General features: G+C 58.4%; 17 protein-coding genes and 1 pseudogene. 10 read left to right on the top strand and 8 right to left on the bottom strand.

Annotation, left to right across the window (positions count from 1 at the left end):
- The first annotated feature begins 117 nt into the window (after window positions 1–117).
- Complete coding sequence (locus K290_RS0111655; RefSeq protein ID WP_028752096.1) at window positions 118–822, top strand: transcriptional regulator NanR; 705 nt, start codon at window positions 118–120, stop codon at window positions 820–822.
- Window positions 823–1,067: 245 nt separating this feature from the next.
- Window positions 1,068–1,551: pseudogene (locus K290_RS34075) on the top strand (NuoB/complex I 20 kDa subunit family protein).
- Between the two features lie 86 nt (window positions 1,552–1,637).
- On the opposite strand, the gene K290_RS0111645 reads toward K290_RS34075, so the two are convergent.
- A complete protein-coding gene (locus K290_RS0111645; RefSeq protein WP_161631242.1) occupies window positions 1,638–1,979 on the bottom strand; it encodes a response regulator in 342 nt (113 codons plus the stop codon).
- A gap of 292 nt (window positions 1,980–2,271) precedes the next feature.
- Here K290_RS0111645 and K290_RS0111640 point away from each other — a divergent pair, with 292 nt between their 5' ends.
- Together K290_RS0111640 and K290_RS0111635 are read left to right on the top strand one after the other, a co-directional pair.
- Window positions 2,272–2,550, top strand: a complete 279-nt coding sequence (locus K290_RS0111640) for a DUF982 domain-containing protein (protein WP_028752094.1) — start codon at window positions 2,272–2,274, stop codon at window positions 2,548–2,550.
- An 89-nt stretch (window positions 2,551–2,639) separates the two neighbouring features.
- Window positions 2,640–3,290, top strand: coding sequence for a UdgX family uracil-DNA binding protein (locus K290_RS0111635; protein ID WP_028752093.1), 651 nt, complete (start codon window positions 2,640–2,642; stop codon window positions 3,288–3,290).
- Window positions 3,291–3,315: 25 nt separating this feature from the next.
- Here the strand turns inward: K290_RS0111635 and K290_RS0111630 are convergent, their stop codons facing one another.
- A complete protein-coding gene (locus K290_RS0111630; RefSeq protein WP_028752092.1) occupies window positions 3,316–3,810 on the bottom strand; it encodes a BON domain-containing protein in 495 nt (164 codons plus the stop codon).
- 209 nt (window positions 3,811–4,019) lie between these two features.
- Here K290_RS0111630 and K290_RS0111625 point away from each other — a divergent pair, with 209 nt between their 5' ends.
- Window positions 4,020–4,271, top strand: coding sequence for a DUF982 domain-containing protein (locus tag K290_RS0111625; protein WP_028752091.1), 252 nt, complete (start codon window positions 4,020–4,022; stop codon window positions 4,269–4,271).
- A 491-nt stretch (window positions 4,272–4,762) separates the two neighbouring features.
- On the opposite strand, the gene K290_RS0111620 is transcribed toward K290_RS0111625, so the two are convergent.
- Window positions 4,763–5,200: a hypothetical protein gene (locus tag K290_RS0111620; protein ID WP_028752090.1), complete on the bottom strand. Its 438-nt coding sequence runs from the start codon at window positions 5,198–5,200 to the stop codon at window positions 4,763–4,765.
- Window positions 5,201–5,469: 269 nt separating this feature from the next.
- Window positions 5,470–6,420, bottom strand: coding sequence for a GlxA family transcriptional regulator (locus K290_RS0111615; protein ID WP_037135270.1), 951 nt, complete (start codon window positions 6,418–6,420; stop codon window positions 5,470–5,472).
- Window positions 6,421–6,507: 87 nt separating this feature from the next.
- Between K290_RS0111615 and K290_RS0111610 the strand changes: the two genes are divergently transcribed.
- From K290_RS0111610 to K290_RS0111600, 3 genes are all read left to right on the top strand, one after another.
- Window positions 6,508–7,197: a DJ-1/PfpI family protein gene (locus K290_RS0111610; protein WP_028752088.1), complete on the top strand. Its 690-nt coding sequence runs from the start codon at window positions 6,508–6,510 to the stop codon at window positions 7,195–7,197.
- A 168-nt stretch (window positions 7,198–7,365) separates the two neighbouring features.
- The gene (locus tag K290_RS36185; RefSeq protein ID WP_202595626.1) at window positions 7,366–7,797 is read left to right on the top strand and encodes a hypothetical protein; all 432 of its coding nucleotides are present in this window, start codon (window positions 7,366–7,368) and stop codon (window positions 7,795–7,797) included.
- A gap of 210 nt (window positions 7,798–8,007) precedes the next feature.
- Window positions 8,008–9,021, top strand: a complete 1,014-nt coding sequence (locus K290_RS0111600) for an alpha/beta hydrolase (protein WP_425337589.1) — start codon at window positions 8,008–8,010, stop codon at window positions 9,019–9,021.
- Window positions 9,022–9,086: 65 nt separating this feature from the next.
- Here the strand turns inward: K290_RS0111600 and K290_RS0111595 are convergent, their stop codons facing one another.
- Window positions 9,087–9,374 (bottom strand): hypothetical protein, encoded by a 288-nt coding sequence (locus tag K290_RS0111595; protein ID WP_028752085.1) that lies wholly within the window; start codon window positions 9,372–9,374, stop codon window positions 9,087–9,089.
- A 117-nt stretch (window positions 9,375–9,491) separates the two neighbouring features.
- Window positions 9,492–9,665, bottom strand: coding sequence for a hypothetical protein (locus K290_RS37890; protein WP_172831005.1), 174 nt, complete (start codon window positions 9,663–9,665; stop codon window positions 9,492–9,494).
- Window positions 9,666–9,889: 224 nt separating this feature from the next.
- On the opposite strand from K290_RS37890, the gene ku (K290_RS0111585) reads away from it, so the two are divergent.
- Both ku (K290_RS0111585) and ligD read left to right on the top strand, forming a co-directional pair.
- Window positions 9,890–10,729, top strand: a complete 840-nt coding sequence (gene ku / locus K290_RS0111585) for a non-homologous end joining protein Ku (RefSeq protein WP_028752084.1) — start codon at window positions 9,890–9,892, stop codon at window positions 10,727–10,729.
- Window positions 10,730–10,732: 3 nt separating this feature from the next.
- Window positions 10,733–13,273 (top strand): DNA ligase D, encoded by a 2,541-nt coding sequence (gene ligD, locus K290_RS0111580; protein ID WP_028752083.1) that lies wholly within the window; start codon window positions 10,733–10,735, stop codon window positions 13,271–13,273.
- On the opposite strand, the gene ku (K290_RS0111575) is transcribed toward ligD, so the two are convergent.
- Both ku (K290_RS0111575) and K290_RS0111570 read right to left on the bottom strand, forming a co-directional pair.
- Window positions 13,270–14,073 (bottom strand): non-homologous end joining protein Ku, encoded by an 804-nt coding sequence (gene ku, locus K290_RS0111575; RefSeq protein ID WP_028752082.1) that lies wholly within the window; start codon window positions 14,071–14,073, stop codon window positions 13,270–13,272. The genes ligD and ku (K290_RS0111575) overlap by 4 nt on opposite strands.
- A gap of 72 nt (window positions 14,074–14,145) precedes the next feature.
- The gene (locus tag K290_RS0111570) at window positions 14,146–16,803 is read right to left on the bottom strand and encodes a nitrate reductase (RefSeq protein WP_028752081.1); all 2,658 of its coding nucleotides are present in this window, start codon (window positions 16,801–16,803) and stop codon (window positions 14,146–14,148) included.
- Window positions 16,804–16,811: the final 8 nt, after the last annotated feature.

Here is a 16,811-nt window from a genome sequence, read left to right as displayed (position 1 = left end):
TATTCCAATTTGTGCAACGATTTTTTTGTTCAGGAGGCCCTGTGTCGTTCCGAACGGGCTTTCTCGACGCTGTCTGACATTGCATAAGGGAGAAAAGCTTTGAGCCAGCGAGATGCCATGAGCCAGCCAGTCGAGCAGATTGTACGTCGGAAACTCTCCGACGAGGTATTCGACCGATTAGAGCGTTTGATCACGTCCGGAGAACTCAAGCCCGGCGATGAGATGCCGTCCGAACGTGTTCTCATGGAGCGCTTCGGCGTCGGGCGTCCGGCAATTCGTGAAGCGATGCAATCGCTCGCCAATATGGGATTGGTCAGCATCTCGCATGGGGAGCGGGCGAAGGTGCTGCAACTGACGGCGAAGTCGATTTTCCGGCAGGTCGATTTGACCGCGAAGATCATGCTATCGCAGTCGTCGGACACCCTCGAACATCTGAAGAGCGCGCGCATATTCTTCGAGCGAGGCATGGCCCGGGAGGCCGCACCGCGCGCAACGGAAAAAGATATTGCCGACCTCAGAGATATTATCGAACGCCAGCGAACTTCCTTAGGGCATGCCGAAGAATTCATTTCGGCCGACATGCAGTTTCATACCCGGATTGCCCAGATTTCCGGAAACCCGATCTTTGTCGCAGTCAGCGAGGCGATGCTGGCGTGGCTGAAGACCTACCACACGGACATGCTCATCTGGACCGGCAAGGAAAAGTTCACGCTGGTCGAGCATGAGGAGATATTGGAGCGGCTTTCCGACCACGATGCCGACGGTACGGAAGCTGCGGTCCTGAAGCATCTGGAGCGGTCGAGGGCCCTCTACACCAAATAGACGGCAATCGATTTTCCGTCCGAGCCGGTTGCTCGGCCCAATGCGTATGCCGAAGCCGCGAATAGCGTTGCATAACCAACGCAATATTTGTGGCTGGAATGAAGAGCGTCACCTCTGGAACACGCCCTCCCTAATGAAGTTAGGGATATCGTTTCACGGAGGAGCAAATGATGTCTCCACTTGATCACGATCAAAACATCGGCAATTTGCAATTTCGCGGCGAGACACCTTTCCGCGACCCTCTTATGGGCAGCATCAGCAACGAGCTTGCCGATAAAGGGTTTCTTGTCACAAGCACCGGATGAACTCATCACCTGGGCGCGAACGGGATCTCTGATGTGGATGACGTTCGGGCTCGCCTGTTGCGCAATCGAGATGATGCAGATGTCGATGCCGCGCTACGATGTCGAGCGCTTCGGCACTGCGCCACGCGGCAGTCCCAGACAATCGGATCTGATGATTGTGGCGGGGACCCTATGCAACAAGATGGCCCCGGCCCTTCGCAAGGTCTATGACCAGATGCCTGAACCCCGCTATGTGATCTCGATGGGTTCATGCGCCAATGGCGGCGGCTATTATCATTACTCCTATTCCGTTGTTCGCGGCTGCGACCGGGTCGTGCCGGTCGATATCTATGTACCCGGATGCCCTCCGACGGCAGAAGCGCTGCTCTATGGCATCCTGCTCCTGCAGCGCAAAATCCGCCGCACCGGCACGATCGAACGGTAGTCAACACCGGACGGGCTGGGGGATCGGCCCGGAAAGTCGCGTCGACCAGGCCCATCAACGGCTGGCCATCCAATCGCACAAGTCTATCAGGTTTTACGTTTTCGCCTGCCGAACAGCGCCTTGGCAATATGTTCGATCTCAGCGGCTTTTTCACACAGGATGAAGCCGGGAAATCCGGCGGGAACGAGAGGTGGTCCATCTCCCTTTGCGAATATGTAGGGAAGCTTCAACCTCTCAAGCGTTTCCGCCATCGAAAAAGCAAGTCGAGCGTTGAGACGAAGATCAAGGATCACCGCATCTACTTTCTTGCTTTTGATGAGTTCGAGAGCTTCTTCGGCCTTGCGAACCGGGCCGATCAGGATAGCGCCAAGTTCCCGCAATTTTTGGCTCGTCTTTTCAGAGAGGAAATATCCATCCTCGACGATCAAGAGCCGCTTGCCCGAAAACATCTGGCTATATGTCACCGTCGAGTCGCTCATTTTCGATCCAGAAACTGCCCCGCACACCCACGAACATTCAAAGGCAACGGTTGTTCCCGAGCCGGGAAGACGATCTCAACGGCGCTGCGGGACGTAGTGCCTCGGCTTGCGCGCCGCGGGGACACGCCAGCGCCGCGGATGCGATGTCGTATCCCTCAAATAGCGCTCCATCCTGCGGGAACAATCATCCCGAGGCACGGTTTGGTGGCCGATAGGCAGAGCAAACGATAGGCGGAGCAAAATGAACGAGATCATCGACGTCAAATTCAAAATGCTCTGGAATGCACCGGTTTGCGTGGCTGTAGGCGGTCGCTTCACCTCACTCGTGAACGGGCCGGAAGACGCGATCCATTTCCTATCCGTCAGATGGCCGTCCGAAAGAGGTTCATATTATGTGGAGGCCAAGGAAAAGTGCCTCGCAGCCGTTTCACACCGCGCCACCCTGGAGGCTGCGCGCGAAGCTTTTGTTATGGCCTGCCTCGAAGCGCGCCTGATACCGGATGATGGATACGTCTGGTGAGGACCGCCGATTGCGTCCGATCGACACGGAACAAAGAGAGCGGGGATCGGTTGACGAGGGTGTGACGTTCAAATTGCAGCGAGCCTCCCATGCTCGATAAACACTCTTCGCCCGATACCGGTCCTTCTCTTAAGCCCGATCACGCCGATGCGGCGACGCTTGGCGAACTCCGCCACCAGGCCGAATCCTGCACGCGCTGCGACCTCTATCGCAATGCGACGCATCTCGTCTTCGGTGAAGGCCCTGAAACCGCGGAGGTGGTACTGGTTGGCGAACAGCCCGGCGATAAAGAGGATCTGTCAGGCAGGCCGTTCGTCGGGCCGGCGGGCCGTCTGTTGGATGCATGTCTCAATGAGGCGGGTGTCGATCGCGACCGCTGTTACGTCACCAATGCGGTCAAGCATTTCAAATATCAGATGCGCGGTAAGAAGCGGCTGCATTCCAGGCCCAATGCCGGTGAGATACAACGCTGCGCCTGGTGGCTCGGCGCCGAACTTGAGCTATTGAAACCGAAACTCGTCGTAGCGCTCGGTGCGACGGCCGTATCCTCACTGCTCGGATCGAAGGTGCGGGTGATGCGCGACCGCGGCAGCATTCTTCATCCACTCGGCGAACTCGACATTCTCGTCACCATTCATCCGTCTGCGCTTCTGAGGATCAGGGAAGCGGACGAAAAGGAACGGAGCCGATTGGCCTTCATCCAGGATCTGAAAAAAATCCGGAATTTCCTGCGGCATTGACTCCGATTCCTTAGCCAACTTGGCGCTATTCGTCGCCCGGAATGTGCGCGTCGACGCCCGTCGTCCGAAGGTTATTTTGAACCTCCACAACTCCGGGGATGGACCGAACGATGGCTTCGAGATGACGAGCCAATGGGATCGTCTCGACGCTACCCTCCAACGTCACAACGCCATCATTGGCGCGCACGTCGATGCTGTCGATGTCGACTCCGCTCTGTTCAAGCCGCTCGGTTATGACTGCTTCCAGCTCGTCGCTGTCAATACGGTCGGTCGGAAGAGGTCCGGCCGTATGATCCTCGGCGCGCTCGAGGCCAGTCTGATCGGCTGTATCTATGATGAAATCGCCATTTGATTCCTCGTCGAAATTGGCGGCGGTATCGCCATATCCCCTGTTCTCGGGGCTCTGCGAGGCACTTCCACTTCCGTCCGAGTACGGCCAACCGTCACGAAGATTGCGATCCTCATAATCGCGATAGTCTTCTTCGCGCGATAGTGTTTTGGGCTTTCGAGGCTGCGTCATGTCGAGCTCCTTTCCTATCAAAGGTCAAACAAGACAAAGCCGATTTTGTTTCATCGATACTCCGGCTTAACCTCGAAGCAATTGCGACAAGAGGGGCGCTCAGGCCCTGCGGCGTTTGAGCATTCCCGGATGAATATATTTTTGATTGTTTCGCTCTGTCTGGAACCAAGGCGAAGAGTGTCCGTTTTCCGGGCGGAGGAAACAATTACATGTCCAAATATTTGTGGAATCGTTCGGTGACGGTCGTCACCGGAGAGAACAGCCACCACGTCACGATCAATAACACCGAACAGGCCTTGAAATTTCTTCTTCGCGAATGGCCAACAGGCAAAGCCGATCGTGTTCATGCCATGGCCAAAAAAACCTTAATCAGCACCTACCATAGTCAAGGGTCGGTAGACGAAGCGTGCGATGCTTTTTTGGCGGCCGCCGTTTCGGCCGGCATTGTGGTAAGGGATTGATACATCGTCAAAATACGCTCGTCGCGACCGGGCCGTCCCGGCAACTTTGCACCAAGGTCGCGCGCTGGATTTTTAGCCTACCTGGCAATCCATTCATGCCGTTCCACTTGAAATCGGAAGCGCTCGACCGCATCTAAGCGTCACTTCCCGTGTTGATGGTCTGCTGCTCGACGCCAGTCGCGGCGTTTCAGGCTGTCCGGGTTGGAAAGGGCGCTCCCCGAATGGGTTGAGCGCCCTTTCTCGTTTTATGCTTGGAATCGAGCCGAAGGCCGGCTTGCTCGCAACAACATTGCAGGCTTCTTATTCTCTCGCTCTAGATTGCTATCCGCGATGGTCCTCCGCCAAGCGTCGGGCAAGGCGATCCTTGAGGATCTCTGCCTCAGGGATTGCCAAGCCAACGCTCGACTGCCGGTGTCTTACCTTTGCGATGCAGCCAAGTTGGACACATCGCCAAGTCCGTCAGCCGGAGCCGGTATTGCCGAAGGTATAGTCTATATCGACAATGCCTTCCGCAAACGGGCAAACAGGCTCGGTGGCCGCCCGGCGACCAACGGACGGATGGAGCGTGCGACTACGGCAGAACTGACCGTCTCGCCGAAATGGCAGTAGCAGACAATTCCGTGCAGCTCATGGTCCGTGAGTTCAAAGAAGCGCTTGGCTTCTCCGTAGCTGTCGTTTTCCAAACCAGCGGCGCGAAGAACCGGATCTGCAAAGGCGACGGAGATTGGGGAGCTATCCGTCCGCATTGCCGCCCTGGTTTCGCTAGGCTGAAATTCGGTTTCGCGCAAAGTGGAAAGAAACTGTCGGGGACTCCGCTCGAGAAGATCTATCCAACGTTCGAGCCGTTGGCTTCGCGACATCTCTCGATTAAGGAAATCCTGATCGACTTTTGCAATTTTCTGCAAGTCATCGCGTGCATGCTGCTTCATCTCGGCCTCCTATTTGGCGATAGTTGGTCCCCTTCGATGTCACTTCAGCCCGCATCAATGGTGATCCCAAAGAGACGAGATGTCCAGTCATCTTGGGGTGCGAGACGATCTGTGGAACGAGAAAAATTATGTCCCGGGCTTCTTGTCCCTCTGTCGGCCGGACATAGACACCATGGAAAGTTTGCATTTCGGAGCCGATGCCTGTCTTTCGACGGAGGCATTCTGCCCTTTTGCAGGCGATCTTGTTCGATCGTTTAGCGGCGATCGCCTTATCCGAAATGATCGCGAAAGGCCTGCGGCGTGGTTCCGAATGCCCTGAGAAAACTCCGCCGCATGGTCTCTTCCGAACCGAAGCCGCAGCGCGTACGTGCCTGACGAACAGACAAGCCCTGCTCCAGGAGACGCCGCACGGCCTCGACACGGATATCCTCGACTGCCCGGGCCGGGGTGCGCCCCGTCGTCTGGTGATAATGCCGCGAAAAGCTGCGGGCACTCATGTTCGCCTGCTCGGCGAGCGCCGGCAGCGAAAGGTCGGCGCGCAAATTGTCGATGATCCATCCGTGCAGCCGGTCGAAACGATCGCCGCTCTCCCGCAGCGAGAGCATGGTGCTGAATTGCGCCTGACCGCCCGGCCGCTTCAGGAAAACGACGAGTTCGCGTGCAACGGCGAGCGTCAGTTTTCGGCCGAGATCCGCCTCCACCAGCGCGAGCGCAAGATCGATGCCGGCGGTAACGCCTGCCGACGTCCATGTGTTGCCGTCCTGGATAAAGATCGGATCGGGTTCCAGTCGGACCTTTGGGAAACGCTTGGAAAACTCCTTGCATCGGTGCCAATGCGTTACCGCCCGTCGGCCATCCAAAAGTCCGGCTTCGGCGAGAAGAAAGGCGCCGCTGCAAACCGAGGCGGTCCGTCGCGCCTTGGCTGAACGCCGGCGGATCCAGTCGACAAGGCTCCGATCCTCGCACGCTTTATTGACGCCGATGCCACCGGCGACAATCAACGTATCGATCGTCTCATCGTCACGAGACAGCAGTGCTGTCGCAAGCGTCAATCCCGAAGTTGTTGCCGTCTGCGTGCTTGTTGCAACAGCAATCGCGTCATAGGGCCTCGGCTGGCCGGCCGCGAGTGCCTCCTCGTTGGCGCTGGTGAATACCTGCAAGGGCCCGGTGATATCGAGCAGTTGGGCATCTTCGAAGGCAAGAATTTCAATGCGGCGCATAGATTGGCTCAAAATGAAGGGACTTTGGCAAATACGCCAGATAGTGATCGCGTAAGTTCGCCGGAGTCAACCAATGGAGAACGCATTATGACCATTCGCTTTGGATTGCTTGTCTTTCCTGGCATTCAACAGCTCGATCTGACGGCCCCCTATGAGATCTTTGCCTCGACGGAAGGTGCGGAGGTCCATCTGATCTGGAAAGACACCTCGCCGGTCATCTCGGCGACGAAATTGCCGCTTCAGCCGACGACCACGTTCGCTGAGTGCCCGCAGCTCGATGTTCTCTGCGTGCCCGGCGGTGGCGGCATCAATGCACTGCTCGAAGATGAGATCGTGCTGTCCTTTATTCGTGCGCGGGCAGAACAGGTGCGTTTCATCACCTCGGTCTGCACCGGTTCTCTTGCGCTCGGTGCCGCCGGTCTGCTCAAAGGCAGGAAGGCGACGACGCACTGGAATGCCCTGGATTTTCTTCCAAGCTTCGGCGCCGTCCCGACCGCCGGACGCATCGTCCGCGACGGTAATCTCATCACGGCGGGCGGAGTTACCGCCGGGATCGACTTCGGGCTGGCGGTCGTTGCGGCCCTTATCAGCCAGGAAGAAGCGGAGACGGTTCAGCTATCGCTGGAATACGCGCCCGCACCGCCATTCCATTCGGGCACCCCTGAGGAGGCGACAGCCGATGTGATCGCGAGGACGAAGTGGCGCCTTGCCGGCACACGGGCGGCGCGAGAGGCCATCATCGCCCGATGGACGGCGTCTCAGCGCGAACTGGCTTAGGCGGGCATCTGGGAACCTACCGAGAGCGATCTCGGCTGCTGCATCGCCGGCGGTTGCTTCCTCTCGATTGGAAGGTTCGCAACCGCTGGCGATGTCACTTCGGTGCAATCGATTGCAGATAATAACGGACTGGGTAGGCGATTCACCAAGGCATCTATCGAGGTTGCGATGAGTAATCGGGCAAATAGGATACTTCCCCACCATCGGTTTTCACATTCTCTCGGCGCGCCGCTGGCTCGGGTCCAGGGCACGATAGCACATGTATTCGAGGCTCCAGAGAACCACCACGGTGCAAACCACCAGCATTTCACGGTGAAGATCGAAATGGTTCTGAAGTTTGACGGCGGCGATGACGATATCACCGGCCAGATCGTCTTCGTTGCCGTGCGTTTCGGCGACAATGAAGGGCTCGACCACGAGATTCCCGATTTGAGGGCAGGGGAAGCAATCGAGCTGCAGGGCGAATATATTTCCATTGCGTCGGCCTACCCCACGGAAGATAACAGCAATCCAGTATTGCGGTTCTCCACTTTACGCACCACCCTGTCGGTTACGTGCTGTATGAAGGGGTGCACTATAGCTGAGTTTCGCGTTGCGTGATTCCACGGGCATTCTTAGGCCCGTACGCCTTGTCGGGATCGTGCAAGGAAGAGGCCATAGTTATTGCTGGTGGCCTGTTGGCCGGCTCTCTGACCGCGCCCGTCAGGCTTGACTCAGACATCAATTCTGCGACCGTGGGATCGTAATACTGCGCCGGGTCTTCATGGCAGAAAGGCTAATCGTATGAACGGATTTTGGTTTTTTCGCTTCATGCGCCTTTTTGTGGCTGTATTGATCGCCACCGTCGCGATGATCCTTTTACCGGTGCTGCCGACGTCAACGGCCTATGCGCTTGACGCCGCTTCACAGACGAAAGCGTCGAACAATCAGATCGACAAACTCACCGAGGCCTTGCGTCAAACCTATGCCGCTCAGGACCTTCGCCAAAGGCGTGCCGCCTTCGAAAGGCTTATGGCGTCCACGCCGGATCCGACGCGTGTGCAGATCCGCCATGTCGATGCTAACGGGGTCGACGCCGACCTAATATGGCCCGCACGGCTGCACCATCCGATTGGCCGGCGCGCTATCCTTTATCTCCATGGAGGAGGGTTCTACAGCGGCTCCCTAAGGACGCATCGGAATATAGCGGGTTCGCTTGCCAAGGCTGCGTCCGCCGATGTTCTCCTGGTCGGCTACCGTCTGTTGCCGGAGAATAGGTTCCCGGCCCAGGTCGATGACACGCTGGCCGCCTATCGTTGGCTTCTAGCCTCAGGATACAGGCCGGAAAATGTGGTGATTGCCGGAGAGTCCGTTGGCGGCACTTTGGCAATCGAGGCGACCCTTTACCAGCTTCGGATCAAGGCACCTTTGCCGGCGGCGGTGGTCGCCATGAGCCCCGTCACCGATTTCGCCGCAACCGGTGAATCCATGACCGCCAATGCCGAAAATGATCCGTTCATGGGCAAAGCCGAGCTGGAGATCATCCGCAACGCCTATATCGGCGACAAATCTCCGGTCGCTCCTGAGCGATCGCCGCTCTATGCCGATATGACTGGTTTTCCGCCCCTCCTCTTGCAGGTCGGCTCGCGTGAGACGTTGCTCGACGACACGCGCCGGCTGGAAGACAAGGCACGCAAGGCCGGCGTTGATGTTACCGCGGAGGTTTGGCCGGGCATGATCCATCAGTGGCAGATCTTCCCATTCTGGATAGAGGATGCGCGCAAATCGAACAGAAAAGTCGCCGAGTTTGCCGTCTCTCACTTTGCCGACGGGTCCGAAGAATAAGCATTTCTCCGCGGCAGGCCGGTGTGGTCTGCCGTGTCCATAAGAGCGATCAGAGGGGTGTCGTTTCAACCCGGCGGCTTGTGGTCGCTTCTTATCTTCTGCGCATCCAGATAGCCATGCTCATATGCCTTTGCGCGACTGCTTTCCTCTGGATAGGGATTTTTCTCGGTCTCCGCCTCTCTTCTGCCGGCCTCGGCTCCGCGCGCATACGCGGCTTCATCATCGTCGTCTGCGCCAGCATCATTTGCTGCAGTATCTATCTTAGGCGGCTCTACCGATTGGGGCTGGATAGGATTTGGGAGCCCCGCTTCCGGAGCTGGGCCCGGGGGTGACGTTGGATCATATTTTGCCATGGCGTTGTCCTCCTCTAAGAAAACGCCATCGCTCCGTTGCGGTTCCTTAAGAGACCCAAGAGCGACCATTCCGCTTCGTTGTACACGCCGCTTGTTCGCAGAGCCTCATGGGCCGCATCACCGATCCAACTTGAGAGAAAGCTGCAAGCCGCGTGGCAACGGTGGCAGCGGCCGGCTGATATCGACGCGGCGTTTCCAGGCGGCACGCCGTTCCTGCTCGCGTTCCCGCAGCGCTTTCGAGACGGCGACAAAGGTCATGGCGCGTTCTATGACTTGCTCAGTTTTCGTCATGGATACCTCCATTTGTTCACTATATGTTCTCACGATGCCCTGCGTTCGTCAAGACGGTTACGAAGTCTTGCGTAAATGGAGTCCCCGCTTGTTGATTGGACTCTACTGCCTTTGCCTCCAATCTTTTTGAAGGAAAGGGGCCGGTTAACAAAACTGGCTCTAGTGCCGGAACAAAGCCCGCAAGATATCGTTCAATTCCATTGGGTTCACCGGAGATTTGTCGGATGTCGCCGCGTGCGCAGTGGAAAGGTTATTTGCAATTCGGTCTGGTGACTTGTCCGGTGGCGCTTTATACTGCGGCGTCCACGTCCGAGCGCATCTCTTTTCACACCATCAATCGTGCGACGGGCAATCGTGTCCGGCGCGAATTCGTGGACAGCAGCAGCGGGAAACCCGTAGCGCGCGAGGATCAGGTCAAAGGCTACGAAGTCGGCAAGGACGATTATGTGATCTTGGAGCCCGATGAAATCGCCTCCGTTGTCCCCGGAAGCGACAAGACCCTTCATCTCCAGGCATTCGTCGCATGCTCCGATATTGACGACGTTTACTTCGACAAGCCCTATTACCTCGCGCCGAGCGATCGGGGCAGCGAAGAAGCCTTTGCGCTGATCCGTGACGGAATGCAGAAAAAGAAGGTTGCGGCCATCGCGCGAACGGTGCTTTTCCGGCGCCTGCGGACCTTGTTGATCCGTCCCTACGACAAGGGCCTGCTCGCGACCACGCTGAACTTCGACTACGAGGTCCGCTCCGCCAACAAGGCTTTCGACGATATACCAGACATCAAGATCAAGGGCGAAATGCTCGATCTGGCAAAGCATATCATCACCACGAAAAGCGGCAGGTTCGACGCTCAGACGTTTGATGATCGCTATGAGGCGGCACTCACCGATCTGATCAAGGCGAAGCTCGAAGGGCGCAAAATTACGGTACGCAAGGAGCGCAAGCCGGAAAAGGTGGTCGATCTCATGGAGGCGCTTCGCCAGAGCGCCGGCATGAAGGGAGAAAAGAAGCAGCCGCCGAAACGAGCCGCTTCCAACGCCTCCCGGCAGCGAAAGGCAGGTTGATCCATGGCGCTTGAGACCTATCGCGAAAAGCGGGATTTCTCGAAGACATCGGAACCGAGGGGACGCACGCGTAAGAGCGCCGGCCATAACAGCTTTGTCATCCAGAAACATGCAGCGCGCCGCCTGCACTATGATTTTCGCCTGGAGCTTGACGGCGTTTTGAAGAGCTGGGCGGTTGCAAAAGGTCCGAGCCTGGTTCCAAGCGACAAACGCCTGGCTGTTCAGGTGGAGGATCACCCGCTCGACTATGGTGATTTCGAAGGCACCATTCCCAAGGGCGAATATGGCGGCGGCTCGGTGATCGTCTGGGATCGCGGCACCTGGGAGCCGGACGGCGATCCGCACAAGGGCTTGACGAAGGGTCACATCGAACTCGAGCTGCATGGCGAAAAGCTCCACGGCCGCTGGCATCTGATCCGCATGGCAAGACGCGCTCGGGAAAAGAAGGACAATTGGCTGCTCATCAAAGGCGACGATGAGGCCGCCCGTCCCGAGGGCGCCGATGACATTCTCGAAGAGCGGCCGGAATCCGTGAAGACCGGCCGCTTGATCGAAGAGCTCGAAGGAGAAAAGCCCGGATGGTCTTCGAAGACGGGCAAGATCGAGCAGCCGACCGCCAAGCGCAAGCAAACCCAACGGCCGGCAATGAAAACTGCGGCTGATCCTTCGTCTGCGAAGAAGGCTAAAAAGATGGCTTTGCCCGATTTCGTGCCGCCGACATTGGCGACGCTGACGAAAAAGCCGCCAAGTGGGAAGCAATGGCTCCACGAGATCAAGTTTGATGGCTATCGTGTGCAAGCCCGCATCGAGGACGGTCGCGTCAAGTTGCTGACGCGCAGCGGTCTCGACTGGTCGGACAAGTTTGGGAAAACGCTTCTGACCGAGCTTGCCCATCTTCCGGTCAAAACAATGCTTGCCGATGGCGAATTGGTGGTCGAGACTGGTTCCGGTGCATCGGATTTCTCGGCCCTGCAGGCCGATCTGAGCGACGGCAGGAACGATCGTTTCGTCCTCTATGTCTTCGATCTCCTCTACCTCGACGGATATGATCTGCGCGACGCCCCGCTGGTAGAACGAAAGAAAATACTGGAGAAAATCATACCCTCGGGGAATGGCAAACTCCGCTTCAGCAGCGATTTCGATGCCGATGGCGACCTGATGTTGGAACATGCATGCCGTTTGAGCCTGGAAGGCATCGTGTCGAAACGCGCCGATGAACCCTATCGCTCCGGCCGTGGCAAAGGTTGGCTGAAATCGAAGTGTTCCTTCCGGCAGGAGTTCGTGATTGCGGGCTATGTGCCGTCATCGACGGCGCGCAAGGCGATCGGCTCGCTCGTGCTTGGCATTTACGACAAAGATAAGCTGCAGCATGTCGGTCGCGTCGGCACCGGGTTTACCAACAAGGTTGCCGAGGCTCTCTATTCTCAGCTCGAGGGCATGCGCGCTGACGAAAGCCCGTTCGATAAACGCCTCAACGCCGAGGAAGCGCGCGGCGTCCGTTTCGTTCGTCCGGAACTGGTTGCCGAAATCGAGTTCCGTACCTGGACCGGAGATGGCCTGCTCCGGCATGCGGCATTCCGAGGTTTGCGCGAAGACAAGCCGGCAACCGAAATTGTCCGGGAAACTTCTGCCAATACGGCCACCGAAGCTGAGCTGCCGAAGCGGACGGTTGTTCTCACCCATGCCGACCGCATCTACTGGCCGGACGAGGGCGTCACCAAGGAAGGTCTCGCCGATTATTACACCGATGTCTGGAAATACATGGCGCCCTTCGTCGTGCAGCGGCCATTGGCGCTGCTGCGTTGCCCCGATGGGGTCAACGGCCAAAGCTTTTTCCAGAAGCATGCGTGGAAAGGCCTGAACAAGAACATCGTTCTCATCCATGACCCGAAGGAAAAGGATGAGGGCCCGCTGGTTAGCATTGATGATCTCGATGGCCTGCTTGGTCTCGTGCAGGCGGGATCGCTGGAACTCCACCCATGGGGCATCACGATTGCCGATTGGGAACATCCCGATATGATCATCATGGATCTCGATCCCGGCCCCGGCGTGCCATGGGAGCGGGTGATCGAAGCGGCGGAGGAAACGCGCGATCGAATGAAAGAGGCTGGGCTCGCCGCCTTCATCAAGACATCGGGCGGCAAGGGTCTGCATGTCGTGTCGCCGTTGAAGCCAAAGGCCGACTGGCCGGCCGTCAAAGCCTTCACGAAATCCGTTGCCGATCAGATGGCAGCCGACAGCCCCGAACGCTACGTTTCCACCATCACCAAATCGAAGCGCCAGGGCAAAATCCTGGTTGATTATCTGCGCAATCAGCGTGGTTCGACGGCAGTGGCTCCCTATTCGACGCGAGCGCGGCCGGGCGCTGCGGTCTCGATGCCACTCGCTTGGGAGGAACTCAGTCCGGCGATCGGCCCGGCCTATTTCACCGTGAACAATACGCCCAACCGGCTCGCCGCACTTCGCTCTGACCCCTGGGAAGATTTTCGGGCAGCCGCGGCACCTTTGGAACAACTGAAATCTAAAAAAGGAAGAGTTCGCTAGCGTTTGGCTTTCGAGGCGGCCGCAACGCTCTTTTTCAATGCATCCAGGATGTTGATAACATTGCTCGGCGGTGCTTCGGCCTCAGGCTTAGATTTGGCCGGCCGTTTCCGACCCTTCTTTTTCGCGGCAATCAGATCGTGCAGCTTGTCCTGCACGGGATCGCTCGCCATCGAAGGCGTCCAAGGCTTCTTTTGCTCGTCGATTAATTGCAGGACGAGCGACATCAAAGACGGATCGGGCTTGTCCGCTTTGACTGTTTCGAAATAGGAGGCCGCATCGCGAACCTCGTCGCCGTAACGCAATGTCCACAAAACAATGCCTTTGTCGCGGGGCTCGAGCATGACTGCCCGCTCGCGGCGATACATCACCAGGCGGGAGATGCCGACCGTCGCGGTTGCTTCCATGGCGTCGCGGATGACGCAGAAAGCTTCCTCGCCGACGGGGTCGTCCGGGGTCAGATAATGCGGCTGGTCGAGCCAGATCCATTCGATGGAGTCGCGCGGCGCGAAGACATCGATATCGATCGTGCGGGTGCTTTCGAGCGCGACGGAGTCCAGCTCGTCGTCTTCGATCAGCACATAGTCACCCTCGCCACGCTCATAGCCTTTGACCTCGTCGTCCTCCTTCACAGCCTTGCCGGTGACGGAGTCGACATACTGGCTGACGACGCGGTTCCGGGTCTCGCGATTGAGGGTATGAAAGCGGATTTTCTCATTCTCGGACACGGCCGGGGTCATCGCAACCGGGCAGGTCACGAGCGAGAGTTTGAGATAACCTTTCCAGAAGGAACGCGGCGCCATGTATCGATCTCCCGGTTTTCAAAACGGGAGAATCGGCGCTTTGTTCCGTGCCGCGACCAGCCTTTGCGTCGGCTATTCCGCCGCCGTCGCAAGACAGCCATCGATGATCCCGCGGATTTCGGCGCGGCAGGAACCGCAATTGGTTCCTGCGTTCAGCGCTTTGCCGACAGCCTCGACGCTATGACAACCATTGCGAACCGCACCGACGATCTGGTTGACGCCGACGCCGAAACACGAGCAGACCGTTGCACCGGGATCTGGCGTATTGGCGCCCGGCCGTCCGGCGACGAGGGCAAAGCGTTTGCGCATATTGCCGTGCGATGCGGAGAGTTGCGCGATCGCCCAGTTGCGGGCGACGGCCACCGGCTGGCGCGCCAGAAATAGCGCCGCAATCAGCCGGTCTCCGTCGAAGAAGGCCAGACGCAGATCGCCGGAGGTCTGATCGGCATAGCCGAGCGGCTCGACATCTGGAGGAATGTCGAAAGTGGTGCGGCACCATTCCGCCCAATCTTCGACGGGATCGTCGAATGCCAGTTCCATCCGCCATCCACCATTGGCCTTGGCGAGTGCCCAATAGGCGGCTTCGAGGTGCTGCGGCTTTGCGGTGGAAACAGCAAAGCCATAATGCGATGCCTTGAAAGGGCGCGCGGCAACGGCAACATTTTTCGAAGCCGGCTGACCGGAAAAGGGATCCGTCACGGGCGCGACGACGGTATCGATGCGCGCCTTTGCGGCGAAGCTGTCATTCCAATGCATCGGCACGAACAGGCTGCCGCGCGCCTGCCGTTCCGTCACCAATGCCCGAACGATGACTTTGCCTTGCGGGCTTTCGATCTTGATCAGGCTGGCGTCGCTGACGCCGATTTCGATCGCATCGCGGGGATGGATTTCGGCAAAGGGCTCGGCGATATGGGATGACAGCCGAGCGCTTTTGCCGGTACGGGTCATCGTATGCCACTGGTCGCGGATGCGGCCAGTATTGAGCGTGAACGGGAATTCCGCACTCGTGCGGTCCGAAACGGGCATCTTGACGGCCACGAAACGGGCCTTGCCGTCGGCGTGAAAGAATCCGCCTTTGGCGAAGAAGCGCGTCGTCTGCGCCGCCGCGCCCGCAGCCTGCGGCCATTGGAACGGCGAAAGCGTTTCATAGTCTTCGGCCGCTATCTGCGCGCAGGCGCCGATATCGAAATCGCGGCTGCCGTTATTCTCAAAGCTGGAAAGAGCGGCATGTTCGGCAAAAATGCCAGCCGGCGAGCGGAAGGAGAAGGCCTCAGTGAAGCCCATCCGACGACCCACTTCGGCCATCTGCCACCAGTCCGGTTTTGCCTCGCCGGGCGAGGGGAGAAAGCTGCGCTGACGGGAAATCCGGCGTTCGGAATTGGTGACGGTGCCGTCCTTCTCGGCCCAGCCGATGGAGGGCAGCAACACGTCCGCATGTCGCGTCGTATCCGTCTGCCTCAGGACGTCGGAAACGACGACGAAGGGACAGGCCTTGATCGCCGCTTCGACGGTATCCGCATCCGGCATCGAAACCACAGGATTGGTCGCCATGATCCACAGGGCTTTGACGCGGCCATCGGCAACCGCGCGAAACATGTCGACGGCCTTCAGCCCCGGCCGCTCGGCGATGACGGGGGATTTCCAGAAACGCTGCACACGATCCCGATCGTCCGCATTCTCGATCGCCATGTGGGCGGCAAGCATGTTGGCGAGCCCCCCGACCTCGCGTCCACCCATGGCATTGGGTTGGCCAGTCAAGGAGAAAGGCCCCATGCCGGGGCGGCCGATGCGTCCCGTGGCGAGATGGCAATTGAGGATGGCGTTGACCTTGTCGGTGCCGGAGGATGATTGGTTGACGCCCTGGCTATAGCAGGTCACGACCTTTTCCGTTGTCTCGAACAGGCGGAAGAACTCGCGCAATTGCATCGCCGGCAGACCGGTCTTGTCGAGCAGGTCACTGAAGCTTAGCGCCGAGGCTTCGGCGAAAACGTCCGAGAAGCCCTCTGTATGGGTCGCAATGAAATTCTGGTCGATGGCGGAGCTCTGGGCCAGACGGGCAAGCAGGCCCGTGAATAGAGCGACATCCCCATCCGGACGGATTGCCAGATGCAGGTCGGCGATATCGGAGGTCACCGTCCGGCGCGGATCGATGACGACGACCTTCATTCCCGGGCGCTCCGCCTTGGCGGCGGCAAGACGCTGATAGAGGACGGGGTGGCACCAGGCGAGATTGGAGCCGGTCAGGATCACCAGATCGGCCAATTCGATGTCCTCGTAGGTGCCGGGCACCGTGTCCGAACCGAAGGCACGGCGATGACCCGCCACCGAGGACGACATGCAAAGGCGCGAATTGGTATCGATGTTGGCCGAGCCGATAAAGCCCTTCATCAGCTTGTTGGCGAGGTAATAATCTTCGGTCAGAAGCTGACCGGAAACGTAGAAGGCGACCGAATCCGGACCATGCGCGGCCACGGTTTCGGAAAAATGGTTCGCCACAAGATCGAGGGCATCGTCCCAGCTCGCACGTTCACCGCCGACTTCCGGATAGAGAAGCCGGCCGTCAAGATCGATCGTCTCCGCCAGCGCCGACCCTTTGGAACAGAGCCGCCCGTAATTGGAGGGATGATCGGGATCGCCTTTCACGGAAACCTTGCCGTGATCATCGATGCTGGCGATGACGCCGCAGCCAACGCCGCAATAGGGGCAGGTCGTTTTGGTCTCAGCGGACATCAAGGGGT

Source organism: Rhizobium leucaenae USDA 9039 (assembly GCF_000426285.1).
Lineage (GTDB): Bacteria > Pseudomonadota > Alphaproteobacteria > Rhizobiales > Rhizobiaceae > Rhizobium > Rhizobium leucaenae.
Note: the sequence above shows the minus strand (reverse complement) of the source record. Positions and strands in the feature narration are given on the sequence as shown.